Origin of the sequence: Stenotrophomonas pavanii (assembly GCF_900101175.1) — a bacterium.
GTDB lineage: Bacteria > Pseudomonadota > Gammaproteobacteria > Xanthomonadales > Xanthomonadaceae > Stenotrophomonas > Stenotrophomonas pavanii.
In genome coordinates, this window is record NZ_FNFQ01000007.1 from 24,790 (window position 1) to 41,138 (window position 16,349).

General features: G+C 67.5%; 12 protein-coding genes. 2 read left to right on the forward strand and 10 right to left on the reverse strand.

Going from position 1 to position 16,349, the window contains the following annotated elements:
* Nucleotides 1-30: 30 nt before the first annotated feature.
* Complete coding sequence (locus BLS66_RS12800) at nt 31-1,107, forward strand: MBL fold metallo-hydrolase (protein WP_074726007.1); 1,077 nt, start codon at nt 31-33, stop codon at nt 1,105-1,107.
* Between the two features lie 27 nt (nt 1,108-1,134).
* Here the strand turns inward: BLS66_RS12800 and BLS66_RS12805 are convergent, their stop codons facing one another.
* Nucleotides 1,135-1,632: a helix-turn-helix transcriptional regulator gene (locus tag BLS66_RS12805; RefSeq protein WP_049471261.1), complete on the reverse strand. Its 498-nt coding sequence runs from the start codon at nt 1,630-1,632 to the stop codon at nt 1,135-1,137.
* Nucleotides 1,633-2,145: 513 nt separating this feature from the next.
* Here BLS66_RS12805 and BLS66_RS12815 point away from each other — a divergent pair.
* Nucleotides 2,146-5,262: a discoidin domain-containing protein gene (locus BLS66_RS12815; RefSeq protein WP_074726009.1), complete on the forward strand. Its 3,117-nt coding sequence runs from the start codon at nt 2,146-2,148 to the stop codon at nt 5,260-5,262.
* A gap of 57 nt (nt 5,263-5,319) precedes the next feature.
* On the opposite strand, the gene BLS66_RS12820 is transcribed toward BLS66_RS12815, so the two are convergent.
* The 9 genes from BLS66_RS12820 to BLS66_RS12860 all read right to left on the reverse strand — a co-directional run bounded on the left by BLS66_RS12820 (nt 5,320) and on the right by BLS66_RS12860 (nt 15,943).
* The gene (locus BLS66_RS12820; protein WP_074726010.1) at nt 5,320-6,297 is read right to left on the reverse strand and encodes an ABC transporter substrate-binding protein; all 978 of its coding nucleotides are present in this window, start codon (nt 6,295-6,297) and stop codon (nt 5,320-5,322) included.
* Between the two features lie 16 nt (nt 6,298-6,313).
* Nucleotides 6,314-8,059: an amino acid ABC transporter permease/ATP-binding protein gene (locus tag BLS66_RS20995; RefSeq protein ID WP_074726011.1), complete on the reverse strand. Its 1,746-nt coding sequence runs from the start codon at nt 8,057-8,059 to the stop codon at nt 6,314-6,316.
* Nucleotides 8,056-8,607: a GNAT family N-acetyltransferase gene (locus BLS66_RS12830; protein ID WP_064238307.1), complete on the reverse strand. Its 552-nt coding sequence runs from the start codon at nt 8,605-8,607 to the stop codon at nt 8,056-8,058. The genes BLS66_RS20995 and BLS66_RS12830 overlap by 4 nt, the downstream gene beginning before the upstream one ends.
* Nucleotides 8,604-9,824 (reverse strand): M20 aminoacylase family protein, encoded by a 1,221-nt coding sequence (locus BLS66_RS12835; protein WP_083348163.1) that lies wholly within the window; start codon nt 9,822-9,824, stop codon nt 8,604-8,606. The genes BLS66_RS12830 and BLS66_RS12835 overlap by 4 nt, the downstream gene beginning before the upstream one ends.
* A gap of 4 nt (nt 9,825-9,828) precedes the next feature.
* Nucleotides 9,829-11,172: an LLM class flavin-dependent oxidoreductase gene (locus BLS66_RS12840; protein WP_074726013.1), complete on the reverse strand. Its 1,344-nt coding sequence runs from the start codon at nt 11,170-11,172 to the stop codon at nt 9,829-9,831.
* Nucleotides 11,173-11,190: 18 nt separating this feature from the next.
* Nucleotides 11,191-12,168 (reverse strand): MsnO8 family LLM class oxidoreductase, encoded by a 978-nt coding sequence (locus BLS66_RS12845; RefSeq protein WP_074726014.1) that lies wholly within the window; start codon nt 12,166-12,168, stop codon nt 11,191-11,193.
* 14 nt (nt 12,169-12,182) lie between these two features.
* Nucleotides 12,183-12,545 (reverse strand): DUF3088 family protein, encoded by a 363-nt coding sequence (locus BLS66_RS12850; RefSeq protein WP_053462765.1) that lies wholly within the window; start codon nt 12,543-12,545, stop codon nt 12,183-12,185.
* A 156-nt stretch (nt 12,546-12,701) separates the two neighbouring features.
* Nucleotides 12,702-13,283, reverse strand: coding sequence for an FMN reductase (gene msuE / locus BLS66_RS12855; RefSeq protein WP_049471246.1), 582 nt, complete (start codon nt 13,281-13,283; stop codon nt 12,702-12,704).
* Nucleotides 13,284-13,366: 83 nt separating this feature from the next.
* A complete protein-coding gene (locus BLS66_RS12860; RefSeq protein WP_074726015.1) occupies nt 13,367-15,943 on the reverse strand; it encodes a TonB-dependent receptor plug domain-containing protein in 2,577 nt (858 codons plus the stop codon).
* Nucleotides 15,944-16,349 lie beyond the last annotated feature (406 nt).

The following is a 16,349-nucleotide window of genomic DNA, read 5'->3' on the forward strand; positions in this document are numbered from 1 at the left end:
ACTGTGCAGTGTACACAGCGGACGTCACCCATGAAGCGCCTGCTCCTTGTCCCCCTGCTTGGAATCCTCGCCGTGACCGCCTACACCTTCTGCACCTCCTGGTCCCTCCCCGACTACCCCGAGTCACCGCAGTACCGTGATGGCAAGTTCCGCAATGCCCTGCCCCGTCCGGCAATGAGCCTGCGCGACGGTGCGGAGATCTGGTGGACGTTCCTGTTCAACAAACCCAAGGGCACCGTGCCGACCCACCCGATTCCGGTGAAGCCGCTGGACCGGGCCACGCTGGACGCCGCGCCGGACCGCAGCCTGTTCCGGCTCGGGCACTCCACGATCCTGCTGAAGCTGCGCGGCCAGTACTGGCTGACCGACCCGGTCTTCTCCGAGCGCGCCTCGCCGGTGCAGTGGATGGGCCCTGCGCGCTTCCATGCGCCGCCGATCAGCATCGATGCACTGCCGCCGATCGCCGGCGTGATCCTTTCGCACAACCACTACGACCATCTCGACCACGCCGCAGTGATGCAGCTGGATCGCAAGACCTCGCGCTTCATCGCCCCGCTCGGCGTGGGTGACCAGCTGATCGCCTGGGGTGTGGACGCTGGCAAGGTCGAACAGCTGGACTGGTGGCAATCCACCGAGGCCAATGGCCTGCGCCTGACCGCCACCCCGGGCCAGCATTTTTCCGGCCGCGGCCTGGGCGACAGTGACCGCAGCCTGTGGGCGTCATGGGTGATCCAGGACGGCGACTTCCGCATCTTCTTCAGCGGCGACACCGGCTACTTCGATGGCTTCAAGGCGATCGGCGAAAAGTACGGCCCGTTCGACCTGACGATGATCGAGACCGGCGCCTATGATCCGCGCTGGGCGTTCGTGCACATGCAGCCGGAGCAGACGCTGCAGGCGCACCTGGACCTGCGTGGCAAGTGGCTGCTGCCGATCCACAACGGCACCTTCGACCTGGCCCTGCACGCATGGCAGCAGCCGTTCGACCGCATCACCGCATTGGCGGCCGCGAAGCGCGTGCCGGTGGCCACGCCGATGATGGGCGAAGCAGTGGACATGCAGGCGCCGCAGCCGGGCACGCGCTGGTGGGAGACGGTGGAGCTGTAATGCGGTGGGCTCCGGTTCTGGCCGCCGCTACGTCTTCGGGTGAAGCCTGCGCCCTTCCCGGGCCAGATTGATCTGCAGCGCAGCGGCGGCGAGCTCGGTCATTTCCGTCGTGACTTTCCCGCTGCCGCGCGCTCGCAGCCAACCGAGTATGTCGACGAGATGCCAGATCGAGGTCGAGCCGTCATGCACGGGGGACGGAAACGACTGCAGGTTGGCCAGCATGAGCTTCCGCATGTTCTGGCGCGACATTCCGAGCAGGTCTGCGACGTCAGTGAGCCCCACCAGATCGGGGCTCACTTCAACCAGTTCGGCACCGGGCACAGCCCGCTGCACATCGTCGAGCGCCGAACGCAGGGCAACCCCTGCGCTGTCTGCTTCCCGGCAGAACGCCAGGGCCAGCCGTCCCGGCAACCCAAGGCCCACAAGCGCGTCGTCACAGCCGCCTTCGGCCAGGCGCTGCTCGAGGACGCCGATTTCATTGCCTGTGTCCGGCAAGCGGTACTTCAGGGTGAAGTTGAATTCCATGATTGACCCCTTCGCTTCTGACGAAGCCTGATCTCATTGCTCACGACTGCAGTTCTCGACCACACGCCGCAAGGCACTTGCATGACGGCTGCCGCTTCGCGGCGTGCTCCAGATGCTCACGATGCAGAACTCCCCGCATCGGCAATCGGTGTCGTTGTAAGGGCAATACATCCGGCCCCACGCATGGCCGCCCGCCATACGGAGCCTCCATCCACGATCCTCCGCGAACTGCAACGCCGCTTCGATGTCCTTGTCTGGATGACGCGCTCGAGACATTCCTTCTTCTCCATAGTCTCCACACGGCTCACACGGGTTGTCAAATGACAACTCTCTTAAAAGACGCTCGATGTGACCCCAGCCAATCCGCGCTACACGTCCAGAGCCACATCGGTCAGCCCTCCCGTGATGGCAGCGCCAGCGTCCAGCGCCGCTGCAGTGCGTCATGTAACCGATTACATCCCTTGCTAGCGTAGCGCTCGCCCGATCCCGGCCGAACCTGCGAGGCAGTCCGTAATGACGTTGCGCGCCGAACGCTCCAAGGTCTCCACCCTGCTTTTCCCATTGCGCCCTGCCGCCCTGCTGCTCGTCGCCCTGGCGTCCTCCGCACAGGCCCAGACGCTCCCGCCGCGCAGCCAATGGCAGGCCAGCAGTTCCTCGCAGCAGGTGCCGGCAATGGCGATCGGCCACCTGATCGACGGCGACCCGAAGACCGTGACCGGCGGCGCCTTCAGCCCCGGCCACTGGTTCCAGATCGACCTGGGCACGCCCACGCTGCTGGCCGGCGTGCGCCTCACCTGGGATGTCTCCAATCCGGAAGGCTATTCGCTGCAGACCTCCCTGGACGGCACGCAGTGGCAGACCGCATACACGATGGCCGATTCACTGGGCGACGTGGAAACGCTGTACTTCGCGCCGCGCCAGGCGCGCTACGTGCGGCTGGCCAGCCCGCAGCGGACCTCCGACTGGGGCGTGTCCCTCTTCGAGATGGAGCCACTGGACAGCACGCTCAGCGCACGCGTCAGCGGTGTGGATGCAACGCAGGCAGCCGCGCTGTGGCAGGGCGGCGCTGCCGTCGCGATTCCCGTCGGGAAGGCAGGCGCCCATGCGCTCGAGATCACCTTGCCCCGCGCCCAGCCCACTGCCGGCCTGCTGGTCGAGTGGGCCGATGGTGCGCGTGGCGCTGCCCGATTGCAGGCGCAGGACAGCAACGGTCGCTGGCACGACTGGGCACAGGATGCGCAGGCCGCCAACCATCGGCAAAGCTGGCTGGCCGCCACTGTGGCGCAACCGGTGCGTGCGTTCCGGCTGAGCGTGGACGGCGCTGCACCCCGGGCCGCGCGGTTGCGCCTGCTGGGCCCGAAGGCGGTGATGACGCCCATGAAGCAGTACCAGATCGCCGCCAGCGGCGCGCAGCGCGGGCTGTTCCCGGCGTCACTGCAGATGCAGCAGACCTACTGGACCGCCGTCGGCGTGCACGCCGGGCGACAGAAATCGATCTTTGACGAGTACGGCAACATCGAAGCCTACAAGGGCGCACCGCTGGTGCAGCCCATCTGGCGCGGTGCCGATGGCCGCGCGGCGGGCGCCGCCGAACGCCCCGTGCACCACGCCCTGCGCGATGGCTGGAAGCCGATGCCTTCGGCCACCTGGTCGCCGCAACCCGGGCTGGAGCTGCGCAGCGAGGCCTTCGCCCTCCAGCGCGACGGGCAACCGGTCACCTTCGTGCGCCATCGCCTGCACAACACCGGCAGCAGCCGGATCGATGGAACGCTTAGCCTGGTCGTGCGCCCGATGCAGATGAACCCGCCGTGGCAGAACGGCGGGCTGTCGCCGATCCGCGAGGCCGCCGTCGATGGGCAGGCCGTGCGCATCAACGGGCGCACGCTGCTGCAGTCGCTTACGCCAGTGACCGCATCCGGCGCGGCGCCGTTCGGCGACGACGGCGCAACGGAAATCACCGCGAACATCGCTGCCGGCCAACTGCCTTCCACGCAGCAGGCGCGTGATGACCAGGGCCTTGCCTCGGCTGCGTTGAACTACCGGGTGTCGCTGGCACCGGGCAGCAGCGACGCCATCGTGGTCGCGTTCCCGCTGGGCACTGCCGCCGCCGATGCCAACGGCATGCTGCCCGAAGCACCCGCGCTTGATCTGGCTGCGCTGCCCGACGATGCCAATGCCGCGTTCGACGTGCTGGCCACGCAGGCCTCCGCCGACTGGCAGGCACGGCTGGGCCAGGTCGGCCTGCGCCTGCCCGATCCCTCGCTGGTCGACATGCTGCGCGCGCAGGCCGCCTACATGCTGATCAACCAGACCGGCCCGGCCATGCAGCCGGGGCCGCGCAACTACAACCGCTCCTTCATCCGCGACGGCATGGCCACCTCGGCGGTGCTGCTGCGCATGGGTGAAGCACGTGTCGCGCGCGATTACCTGGCCTGGTACAGCGAACACGGCGTGCATGCCAACGGCCTGGTCTCACCGATCCTCAACGACGATGGCAGCGTCAACACCGGCTTCGGCTCGGACATCGAGTACGACAGCCAGGGCCAGTACGTCGCACTGGTGGCCGACGTTGCACGCCTGGATGGTGGACCAGAAACGGTGCGCGCCTACCTGCCCAAGGTGAAAGCCGCGCTGCGCTTCCTGCAGGAACTGCGCGAGCGCACGCTGGTGCCCGGTTACAAGGCTGACCAGCCTTCGCCGGAACGGTTTGCGGGCATCCTTGCGCCGTCGATCAGCCATGAGGGCTATCCATCACCCACCCACAGCTATTGGGATGACTATTGGGGCCTGAAGGGCTGGCACGACGGCGCGTGGCTGGCCGAGGCCCTGGGCGACCACCAGACCGCTGCCTGGGCGCGCGAGCAATACAAGCTGCTGTACGACGCACTGCATGCCTCGATCCGGGCAACGATGGCGTGGAAGGGCATCGACTTCATTCCGTCGTCGGCCGATCTTGGCGATGGTGACCCCACCGGCGTCTCGATTGCATTGGACCCGACCGGCGCGCAGAGCGTACTGCCGGCCGAGGCACTGCGGACCACCTTCGCACGTTATCTGGATGACGTGCGCAAGCGCAGCCAGCCCGGTGCGCTGTACGCCTATACCCCGTACGAGATCCGCAACGTGCTGAGCTATGTGCATCTGGGCCAGCCGCAGGCGGCCGATGAGCTGCTGCAGGGGCTGCTGCATGACCGGCGCCCGCTCGAGTGGCAGGTGCTGGCCGAGGTCGTGCATTCACGCCTGCGCTTCCCGCGCTACCTGGGCGACATGCCGCATACCTGGATCGGCGCCGAGTACGGCCGCACGCTGTTCGGCATGCTGATGCGCGAGGACGATGACGCACTGTCGCTGCTGCCGGGCACGCCCCCCGCGTGGGTGGCGGGCGATGGATTGGCAGTGGAACGCCTGCCGACGGCGTATGGCACCTTGCAGATGCAGGCGCGGCAGCGCGACGGCGTGTTGACGGTGGCGCTGGGCAAGGGCTTGCGCAGCAGGACGGCGGTGAAGGTGTGGTGGCCGCAGCGGACGATGCCGAAGACGGTGCGTGTGGATGGGCGCAGCGTTTCCGATTTCGATGCCGAGGGCGTGCGCCTGGCGAAGCCGTTCAAAACGCTGGAGGCGCGTTGGTGAAGCAGCCGAGCATGGCTTGGCTCTACGAAGCGGGGATCGCCCGGGCCACGCCCGGTGTCATTGCAGCGTCGGCAACCCCGGCGGATTGGTCTGCGACTGTGGCACGGCTTCATCGGCCACATTCCAGCGTGCCAGCGCCTGCGCGTAGGTGCCGCTGCCGATCTGGGTGTTCAGCGCCTGCGTCACCGCGTCGGCCAGGCCGCTGCCCTTGCGCGTGGTCACCGAGATCGCTGCGGCATTCGGCCAGCCACCAGGGAACAGGCCCACGCGCCGCACCTTGCCGTCGCGCGCCGAATAGGCGCCGGTAGCATTGGGCTCGAACGAGACATCGGCGCGGCCGGTGATCACCGCCAGCCGCCCGACCACCGCGTCATCGAAGTACTGGTATTCCACGGGCTTCAATCCCGCCGCGATGTTCTGCTGGTCCCACTGGCGCAGGATCTGGTCCTGGTTGGTGCTGGCACCGACCACCACCTTCAGCCCGGCCACATCGGCGGGCTTTTCGATTTTCTGGATGGGCCCGTCGCTGCGGGTGTAGATGCCCAGCAGGTCGTAACGATAGCTGGAGAAATCGAACTTCTTCTTGCGTTCCTCGGTAACCGTCACGTTCGACAGCACCGCATCGTACTTGCCCGACTCCAGCCCCAGTGGCCAGTCGGCCCAGGCCACCGGCACGATCACCAGCTTCAGGCCCAACGCATCCGCGATCAGCCGCGCGATGTCCGGTTCGATGCCGACCACGTCCTTGCTGTCGGCGCCGTAGTCGGCCAGCGGTAGCTGCCCCGGGTGGGTCGCCACGGTGAATGCGCCTGGCGTGACGAAGCGGTAGCCCGCAGGAATCAAGGCCTGCGCCTTCGGGTCGAGCGTGCCCTTCAGCACGGCGGTGTTGGTACCGGCCAGGCTGGTCGCGGCCACAGCGGCAGCCTCCGGGGCCTGGCGCACGCGCGAGTAGACGATGCCGGCGATGCCGATGACCAGCACCCCCACGATCAACAGGGTGCTGCGCGAGGGGCGACGCGATGCTGCAGGGCTCATGGTGTTCCTTCCGGGGTTACAGAGTCTTGGCCAGGAAATCGGCGGTGCGTTGCTGGCGCGGGCGCTCGAACAGGGCCTCGGGCGTGCCCTGCTCGATCACCCGTCCCTGGTCCATCATCACCACGTGGTCGGCCACGCGGCGGGCGAAGCCCAGTTCATGGGTGACGATCACCAGCGTGGTGCCGGAACGGGCCAGCTCTTCGATCACGCTGAGCACTTCGGCCACCAGCTCCGGATCCAGCGCCGAGGTCGGCTCATCGAACAGCAGCACCTTTGGCTGCAACGCCAGCGCGCGGGCGATCGCGATGCGCTGCTGCTGGCCACCGGACAGCTGGCGCGGGAAGGCATCGGCCTTGTCGGCCAGGCCGACCCGTTCCAGCAGCGTGCGCGCCTGCTGCTCGGCCTGCGCGCGCGGCACATCGCGTACTGCGATCGGCGCTTCGATGATGTTCTCCAGCGCGGTCAGGTGCGGGAACAGGTTGAAGCCCTGGAACACCATGCCCACTTCGGCGCGCCGGCGGCGGATCTCGCGTTCGGGCAGCTCGTACAGGGTGTCGCCATCGCGACGGTAGCCGATCAGCTGGCCACCGACGGTCACGTAGCCGCTGTCGGCGCGTTCCAGGTGGTTGATCAGCCGCAGCGACGTGGACTTGCCGGCGCCGGACGGGCCGATCAGCACGGTCACGCTGCCGGCACGCAGGTCCAGGTGCACGTCTTCCAGCACCGGCTGATCGCCAAACACCTTGCCCACGCCGTGCAGCGACACCGCCGCCCCGTCACCCGCTTCCACCTGGGTGGCGATGCGCGGGCGGTTGATCACGCGGGGCGCAGCATCACCGGACCGGCGCTGCGGCGATGACACCCGCGACACCGAACGTTCGCGTTGCAGCTGGCCGCGTGCGAAGCGCTGCTCCACGCGGCGCTGCAGCAGCGACAGCGCGGTCAGGATCACCAGGTACCAGACCGTGGCCACCATCAGCAGCGGCACTACTTCCAGGTTGCGCCGGTAGATCACCTGGACGGTGTAGAACAGCTCCGGCAGCGCCAGCACGTAAACCACCGAGGTGCTCTTGGCCAGGCCGATCACATCGTTGAACGCGGCCGGCAGGATCGAACGCATCGCCTGCGGCAGGATGATGCGCCGCACCTGGCGCGCACGCGGCAGCCCGAGCGCGGCGGCCGCCTCATACTGGCCATGATCGACCGAGAGGATGCCACCGCGGATCACTTCGGCCGAGAACGCGGCCTGGTTCAGGGTCAGCCCCAGTACCGCGGCGGTGAACACGCCGATCAGCTGCGTGGTGGGGTAAGAGAACAGGCTGATGCCGGTGAACGGAACGCCCAGCTCGATGGTGCTGTACAGGTAGCCCAGGTTGTTCAGCAGCAGCAGCAACACCAGCAGCGGGATCGAGCGGAACAACCACACATACCCCCACGACACCGCTGACAACAGGGGTGAGCCGGACACCCGTGCCAGCGCAAGCAGGGTGCCCAGCGCAAAACCGAGGCCGGTACCGAGTGCGGTCAGCAGCAGCGTCCGGCCCAGGCCTTCCAGCACCGGGCGTGCGAAGAACCACTCGGCGAAGGTGCCCCAGCCCCAGCGCGGATTGCCCAGCACCGATTGCAGCCCGATCAGGATCAGCGCCAGCGCCAATACCGTGCCGACCACCTGCAGCGGGTGCCGGGCCGGCACGATCTTCAAGGCCGGTGCGGGTGCCGGCCGTGTGCCGATCCCATCCAGCGCCGTCGAGGGCGTGCTCATGCATGGACCCCGTGCAGTACCGCCTGCACAGGCGCAACGACAGGCGCGGGCGCCCGCAGGTGTTTCTCGAACGGCAGGTGCGCGATGGATTCCGGGTCCGCGTCCAGGTCGAACAGCGCGGTGTAGCCGTGGCTGAGGTAAAGGCCGACCGCCTCGGGCTGGCGGAAGCCGGTGGTCAGGAACACGCGCCGATAGCCCTGGCGCGCCGCCTGCTCTTCCAGTTCCTGCAGCACGCGCCGGGCGATGCCCTGCCGGCGCAGCCCGGGCAGCGTCCAGATACGCTTGAACTCGGCGGTGTCCGGATCGCGGTGCGGCATGAAGGCACCGCCGGAGATCGCCACACCGTCGCGCAGCAACAGTACGAAGGCCCCTACCGGCGCGGCAAATGCCTGCGCCGGGTAGCGCTGCAGTTCCTCGCGGGCGCTGCCGCCGATGCGTCGGCGCACATCGGCGTAGCGACTGTCGTATTCCTGCTCCAGGCCATCGAACAGCGGCCGCGCCAGCGGGTCATCGACCGAGGTATAGAGGAAGCGTTCGTCGTGGCTCATGTCGCGTCCTTCACCAGGTAGTCTTCGGCCAGCCGCGCCCACAGGCTGGCGGCGGGGGCAATGGCCGCGTCGTTGAACACATAGCGCGGGCTGTGCAGCGGTGCACTGTCACCATTGCCGACGAACACGAAACTGCCCGGCCGCGCCTGCAGCAGGAACGCGAAATCCTCGCTGGCGGTGCGCGGCGCGAAGTCGGGCACCACCTTGCCGGCGCCGAAGCCCTGCACCGCCACCTTGCGGACGTAGGCGGTCTGCTGCGGGTGGTTGATCACGCTGGGGAAGCCGCGCGGGAATTCAATCTCGGCGCGCGCGCCGAACGCAGCGGCGGTGTGCTCGGCAAGTTCCGTGACCCGGCGTCGCAGCGTGTCGCGCACCTCGGGCAGGTAGGCGCGCACGGTCAGCTTCAGCTCGACCACGTCCGGAATCACATTGGCGGCCTGCCCACCGTGGATCGAACCGACGGTCACCACTCCCATCTGCCGCGGGTCGACATTGCGCGACACCACACTCTGCAATGCCGTGATGATGTGCGCGGCAACCAGGATCGGGTCCACGCTGCCCTGCGGCTCGGCCCCATGGCCGCCCTTGCCGATCACTTTCAGCCGCGCCCAGTCAACCGACGCCATCGCTGGGCCGTCGACGAAACCGAAGTGGCCGACCGGTACGCCAGGCCAGTTGTGCAGCCCATAGATCGCATCCACCGGGAAGCGCTCGAACAGGCCGTCGGCGATCATCCTCGATGCACCCGAACCGGTTTCTTCCGCAGGCTGGAACACCAGCTGCAAGGTGCCGTCGATATTGCCGTGATGGGCCAGGTAATGCGCGGCGGACAGCAGGATGGCGGTGTGACCATCGTGACCGCAGGCATGCATCAGCCCGTCGGTCTGGCTGGCGTAAGCCAGCCCGGAGTCTTCGTGGATCGGCAAGGCATCGATGTCCGCACGCAGCCCCAGTCGACGACTGCCCTGCCCGCGTTGCAGCGTGCCGACCACGCCGGTGCCACCGAGGCCGGTGGTCACGTCATAACCCCATTGCTGCAGAAGTTCGGCCACGCGGGCGCTGGTGCGATGCTCTTCGAAGGCCAGCTCCGGGTGCCGGTGCAGGTCATGGCGGATCGTGATGGCAGCCTCGGCGCGTGCCGCGATCTCCGGCAACACGCCAATCGCTGGGGAACTCCGCCGGGCCTGGCCCGGTGCTACCGCAGTTTCTCCGCTCATTGCCCTACCCCACCTTCCGCGCCGGTTCGGCGTCGGTCGCATACCGGCTGGCCTTGTACGGCAGGCCCAGATGCTCGCGCAGGGTCTGCCCTTCCAGCTCGCGCTGGTGGTAGCCGCGCGCCTGCAGGATCGGCAATACCTGGGTCACGAAATCGTCCAGGCCCTCGCGCTGCGCGGCAAAGCCCAGGATGAAGCCATCGCTGGCACCGGCATCGAACCAGCGGATCAACTCATCGGCCACGTGCTCCGGTGTACCGATGAAGTTGGGTCGCGGGCTCACTGCTTCCAATGCCACCTGGCGCAGGCTCAGCCCCTTCTCGCGCGCATCCTGCTTGATGCGATCAGTGGTGGAGCGGAACGAGTTGCTGCCGATATCGCCCAGTTCGGGGAACGGTGCGTCAGGGTCGTACTGGCTGAAATCATGGTGGTCGAAGAACCGGCCCAGATAGGCCAGCGCATCCTCCAGCGTTGCCAGTGCGGCAATTGCCTGGTACTTGGCCTCGGCCTCCTCGGCCGTGCGGCCGACGATGGGGCCGATACCCGGAAAGATCTTCACGTCGTTGCCGCTGCGGCCATGCGCGATCGCCGAGTTCTTCACCTTCTGGGTGAACGCGCGGGTTTCTTCCAGCGACGGCGAATGGGTGAACACCGCATCGGCGTACTTGCCGGCCAGCGCGATGCCGTCATCGGACGAACCGGCCTGGAAGATCACGGGTTGGCCCTGCGGCGATCGCTGGATGTTGAGCGGGCCTTCCACCTGGAAGAAGCGGCCCTTGTGGTCGAGCCGGCGGAATTTCTCCGGTGCGAAGAACGTGCCGCTGTCGCGCTCGCGCACGAACGCGTCGTCATCCCACGAATCCCACAGTCCCTGCACCACCTCCAGGTATTCATCGGCGATCTGGTAGCGCAGCGCATGCTCCGGATGGGGGCGGCCGTAGTTGCGGCCGGAACCTTCCAGTGGAGAGGTCACCACGTTCCAGCCGGCGCGGCCGCCGCTGAGCAGGTCCAGTGAGGCGAATTGACGGGCGACGGTGAACGGATCGCTGTAGGACGTCGACAGCGTACCGGCCAGGCCGATCTTCTTCGTCGCCGTGGCCAACGCCGACAGCAGCGAGATCGGCTCGAACCGGTTGAGGAAGTGCGGGATCGACTTTTCGTTGATGTACAGGCCGTCGGCCACGAAGCCGAAGGCGATGCCGTTGTCTTCGGCGGTGCGCGCAATGTCGATGTAGAACTGCAGGTTGACGCTGGCGTCGGCCGGATTGGACGGGTGCTTCCAGGCATGCATGTGGCTGCCGGGGCCCTGCAGCATGATGCCGAACGGAATGTGGCGCGGGGTCGTGCTCATGGGAATCGCTCCTGCGGGTCAGGCCACCGCCGCGCGAGGCGCAGGCGACAGCAGTTCGAGGGATGTCAGGCGTGCATCGAGGTCGGCCACCGGCGCATCGAGGATGAACTCGCCCACGCCGAAGCGTCGGTGCAGCGCATCCAGTTCGCCGCGTACCTGTTGCGCATCGCCGGACAGCACGCTGGGCCGTGTTTCCTCGATGCGGAAGTCCGCCACGCCTACCTGGCGCGCGTACTCGGCAGCCGCCTCGGGGCTGGGCAGGTTCACCGTCTGCCCCGGGCCAAGGTGCAGCTTGTAGACGCGCAGTGCGCCGATGTGACGTGCAGCGGCTTCGGCCGTCGGGGCAGCAAAGGCCACCGTGGCCAGCAGCGGGGGCTGCGTAGCGGCACTGCGATAGGCATCGAACGCGGCCTCGATGTGCTTCGGGTCACCATCGAAGTGCGCGGCGTACACGAAGCGCCAGCCCAGCGCGGCCGCCTGCCGCGCGCTCTGCGGACTGGCACCCAGCAGGAACCGCTCCGGTGCCTGTTGTGGAACCGGCCGCGCCAGCACCTCGCTTTCGGCACCGGAAAGATAGCCTTCCAGATCGCGCAGTTGCTGGTCGAAGTCGGCAAACGCCGGGCGCCCTGCCGCCAGCGCGGCGGTCGATGCCGGCAGGCCGCCGGGCGCCTTGCCCACGCCCAGGTCCACGCGCCCCGGCGCCAACGCTGCCAGCAGGTTGAAGTTCTCGGCCACCTTGTAAGGCGCGTAGTGGCGCAGCATGACCCCGCCGCTGCCGATGCGGATGCGCCAGGTCTGCGCCAGCACCCAGGCGGCCAGCACCTCCGGCGCAGGGCTGGCCAGGGTCGGCGCGGCGTGGTGTTCAGCAAACCAGTAGCGGTGGTAACCCAGCTGCTCGGCGCGCTGCGCCAGCAACAGGCTGTTGCGCAGTGCCTGCTCCGGCGAGGCCCCGTCGGCCACCGGGCTCTTGTCCAATACGCTGATCAGGTAGCTCATTGACGCGTCCTCGCTCAGGGATGGGCCACGGGAATGCCGAGCAACCCGTTCAGCGCCGCCAGGATCGGCTCGGCACCGGAGACGTACTGGCGATCCTCGTGGGCGCCACTGGCCAGCGCGCTGTGCACGCCCTGCGGCAGCACCAGCTTCGGCAGCGACTGGTCCTGCTCGCCAATCTCCGCGATCACCTCGCGACGCGGCCGTGCGAAGCCGATGCGACGTACGTCCAGCTGCGCGTCGAGGCCCTCGATGCTCGACAGCGCACCTTCCAGCAGCAGGCTGTGCCGGCAGAAGAAACGCTGGCCGGGAATCTGACCGTCCTCGAACTCGCGGTCCAGCAGGAACAGGATGGGTTTGCTTGCTGCGTCGAGCGTCACTGGGGGGTCCTCATCTGGGCCGGCAATGCGATGCCGCTTCGATATCGATGCTAGAGATGCCAGCGGTCGCGGCGGCGATGCCTGGCGACAATCGGCGGTCAGATCCGGCCATGCAGATGCGCCTTCGCCATAAGAAAAGCGCCGCCGGTTATGGCCTCAGGCAATGCGCCGCAGCGGCGTCGGCGGCGCCAGTCCCTGCGTGGCCAGATGCGCGGCGGCACGCTCGGTCGCCAGCGCGATACGCGCCTGCAGGGCCGCGCTGCTGACGTGCTCGCCGTCGAAGTCAGCCGGCGTGGCATACACCCCGATCGGCAGCGTGTGCGCCTGCAGGAAACTGAACAACGGCCGCAACTGGTGGTCGATCACCAGCGCATGGCGCTCGCTGCCCCCGGTCGCGGCCAGCAGCACCGGTGTATCCACCAGCGCCTCCAGCCCGATGAAGTCGACCAGGTGCTTGAACAGTCCCGGGTACGATCCGCGGTACACCGGCGCGGCCACCACCAGCAGGCCGGCGCCCTCGATGGTCTGCAGCGCCTGCTCCACCGCCGGCTCCGCTTCATCGCGCGACAACGACTGCCCCAGCGAGCGGGCGATCGGCGCCAGCTCCACCCGCTCCACGCTGGCGTGCACCCGCTGCTGCAGCGACGCCAGCAGATGCCGCACCAGCAGCAGCGTGCGCGATGTCGCCGAACTGGCCGGTGAGCCCACCAATGCAACCACCCTCAATGCAGAAGACATGAACTGCTCCTCGATGATGGCGGACCCTGTCCGGCCGCCTTTCGCGTTATGTAGAGCCGAGCCATGCCCGGCTGCGTCCCGCCTCAGAACCGGTAGTTGATCCGCCCGTACCAGAACGCACCGATTCGGCTCAGCACGTCGCCCGAATCCCAGGTCGTCTCGATGCTCGCCACATCGGTGGCACTGCGTGCATACGCGGGCACCTTGCGCGTGCGCTTGTCGAACACGTTGTTGATGCCCAGCGCCGCACTCCAGCCTGCGCCCAGCTCCACGGCGCCGGAGAGATTGGTCACCAGCACCGGCGGCTGCTTGTACTCCACGCCGTTGTTCAGGCGCTTGATCGGTCCGTAGTAAGTGAAGTCGACATTCGAGCGCCAGCGCCCGTTCTGCCAGCCCAAGCCCGCCACCTGGGTGTAGCTGGGCGTGCGGAAGCGCAGCGCGTATTCGCTGCTCTTGGTCAGCAGGTTGATGTTCGGCAGCCCCTGCAGCGCCGCCGGAATGTCGCTCACCTTCTGGATGGTGGTACGCCCGACGTTGGCCGCGTAGCTCCAGCGCAGCTTGCCCCACGCGGTGTCCTGGTTGGCTTCCAGGGTCAGCTCGACACCGCGTGTGCGGGTATTGCCCACATTGGTGAAGTAGCTGGCGTAGAACGCATCACCCGGCAGGATGCTGATGCCGGCGGAACCCAGCAGCGCATCGATGGTGTTCTTCTGCGCCGCACTCAACACCGTACCGCTGTTGTCGGTGATGCGCGCCGGGTCCTGCGCGTTGTAACCGATCTGGCTGGACTGGCCGAGCTGGCCGCGGATGTCGATCTGGTAGGCATCCACGGCCAGGTGAAATGCAGGGCTCGGGTCCCAGGTCACGCCCAGGCTGTAGTTGGTGGCTTTCTCGGGCTTCAGCGGCGTGGCACCCAGCGCAATCGCTGCCGGCGAAGACACCTGCGCCACCAGCGTGGTACCGCACGGGCAGCTGCCGGTGGCCTGGTAGTACTGCGCGCCGAGGCTGGGCGCATGGAAACCATTGCTGACCGTCGCGCGTACACCGAACGCGTCGGTGAAGTCGAAGCGCGTGGTCAGGCGGCCCGTGGACACGCTGCCGAAGTCGGAATGATCTTCCCAGCGTGCAGCCGCATCCAGATACCAGCGCGAGGTGATGTTGCTGGCCGCGCCCACATAGACCGCCTTGCTGTTGCGCGTCGCCTTCACCGCATCGGCGGTGGAGTAGCCCACGAACGCGGCGGCACCGAAGCCGGTGTACGACTCCCACTGCCCGGCCCCGCGTTCGTATTGTTCGTGCTGGTACTCGGCGCCTGCGCTCACTTCCAGCGGTGACGCAAAGGCGGCCACCTCGAAGCCACGGCGCAGGTCCAGGTTGGCGATGCCCTGCTGGTAGTCCAGCTTGCCGTCATAGAAGTCGGTGGGCGATCCGGGGTACGGCAACGAGTAGTTCACCGAGTTGCGGGTATAGGTGCGCACCGTGCTGCGGTTGCCGGTCAGGCTGGCGTCGTAGTCCCAGCCTGCCACCTGCCCTTTCACGCCCGCAGTGCCGGTGTACTGCTTTTCCTTGGTTTCCAGCACGGGCAGGAAGCCGTCGGGGAACACGCTCAGCACCCCGGCCGCCTTGTAGGTGGTGAAGATGGTCGCCGGCAGGCGCAAGTTCTGGATCGCCTGCGCGGTGCGATCGCTGGCCGTGGCGTTGGCGTAGAACTGCGCGCGCTCGCCCAGGCCATGGCCCGCATTCACTGCGAAGGCCTTCAACGCGTACGACGGCGAGCTGAGGATGATGTTGGCCTCCGCATCGCGGCTGGCCTCGGCCGGGTTCGGCGACGCACCCGCGGGCAACCGGTTGTTCGGGCGCAACGCCACCCGATTGCCATTGGCATCCACCGCCGGGTAGCTCAGGTAACCGTCGATGTAGCGGCGGCTGCGGATCGCATGATGCTGGCGGGTGGTTTCACCGGACAGATTGACGAAGCCGTCCTGGCCCCATGGCAGGCCGACGTTGGCGCGCACACTGGTACGCGAACCGTCGCCATCGATGCTCTGCCCGCTCTCAACCGACAGGTCACCGCCATGCGCCTGCGACTTCAGGATCACGTTGACCACGCCGGTGATCGCGTCCGAGCCATAGATGGCCGACGCACCATCGCGCAGCACTTCCACATGGTCGATGGCCGACACCGGGATCAGCGCCAGGTCGGCCCAGGCGTGGCCCGGAAAGCCGCCGCCGTTGGCCCCACTCACGTACGCGCTGGCATTGCGGCGCTTGCCGTTCACCAGCACCAGCGTGTAGCCCGGTGACAGGTTGCGCAGCTGGTAGCCACGGATCAGGCTCTCCTGGTCGCTCTGGTAGCCGCCGATCTGGCTCAGCGACGGCAGCGCACGTTGCAGCGCTTCCAGCAGGTTCGCCTGGCCGGTGGCGGCCAGGTCTTCGGCAGAGATCACATCGATCGGCGTGGAGCTGTTCTTCACGGTGCGCGTGCTGGTACGCGAACCGGTCACCACCACCGCATCCAGCGTGGACGCAGCCACGTTGGCTGTCGCGGCGGTGGCAGCGGGATCGGCATCGGCTTCGGCCGCGTGGCCAGGCGATGCGGCCAGAACGGCAGCGATCAGGACAGCAAGGGTGCTCAGGACAGGGGCGTGGGCGGCAGGCATGGGGGCTCGTGGGGGTGGGCCGGAAACACGCTTCCATTCAAGGGCCTGTTCACCCGCGGCAACAGGCGGGATCGCGTCACCCAACCGTCATATCCGGCCAGCCACATGATTGCTGGTAATGACGTTAGGCAGGCCTGCAGGGCACGCGCATGGCACGGCGATGGGCAATCGACGTTGGATGATGTGCGGCGGGTGGTGGGCGACCGGCGGCGGTCGGCAACCGACGGGGTAGAGTCGACTGTTAGTCGACTGCTGTTGGCGATACCGCCTGGAAGCCGGCGCTGCGCGCGATAGTCGACCAACAGTCGACCCTACCCCCGTCGGCCGCCCCAAGCCAGACGAATGCCCCTCGTGCACATGCTCCACAGGCATCACCTCATGCCCGCGCGCCACTCAGCGCCACGCA

What these genes read in the sequence shown, in the direction of transcription:
- BLS66_RS12835 (WP_083348163.1), bottom strand. Translation starts at nt 9,824, where the DNA reads ATGAGCGGAGAAACTGCGGTAGCACCGGGCCAGGCCCGGCGGAGTTCC.
- BLS66_RS12805 (WP_049471261.1), bottom strand. Translation starts at nt 1,632, where the DNA reads ATGGAATTCAACTTCACCCTGAAGTACCGCTTGCCGGACACAGGCAAT.
- BLS66_RS12830 (WP_064238307.1), bottom strand. Translation starts at nt 8,607, where the DNA reads ATGAGCCACGACGAACGCTTCCTCTATACCTCGGTCGATGACCCGCTG.
- msuE (WP_049471246.1), bottom strand. Translation starts at nt 13,283, where the DNA reads ATGTCTTCTGCATTGAGGGTGGTTGCATTGGTGGGCTCACCGGCCAGT.
- BLS66_RS12845 (WP_074726014.1), bottom strand. Translation starts at nt 12,168, where the DNA reads ATGAGCTACCTGATCAGCGTATTGGACAAGAGCCCGGTGGCCGACGGG.
- BLS66_RS20995 (WP_074726011.1), bottom strand. Translation starts at nt 8,059, where the DNA reads ATGAGCACGCCCTCGACGGCGCTGGATGGGATCGGCACACGGCCGGCA.
- BLS66_RS12840 (WP_074726013.1), bottom strand. Translation starts at nt 11,172, where the DNA reads ATGAGCACGACCCCGCGCCACATTCCGTTCGGCATCATGCTGCAGGGC.
- BLS66_RS12860 (WP_074726015.1), bottom strand. Translation starts at nt 15,943, where the DNA reads ATGCCTGCCGCCCACGCCCCTGTCCTGAGCACCCTTGCTGTCCTGATC.
- BLS66_RS12820 (WP_074726010.1), bottom strand. Translation starts at nt 6,297, where the DNA reads ATGAGCCCTGCAGCATCGCGTCGCCCCTCGCGCAGCACCCTGTTGATC.
- BLS66_RS12815 (WP_074726009.1), top strand. Translation starts at nt 2,146, where the DNA reads ATGACGTTGCGCGCCGAACGCTCCAAGGTCTCCACCCTGCTTTTCCCA.
- BLS66_RS12800 (WP_074726007.1), top strand. Translation starts at nt 31, where the DNA reads ATGAAGCGCCTGCTCCTTGTCCCCCTGCTTGGAATCCTCGCCGTGACC.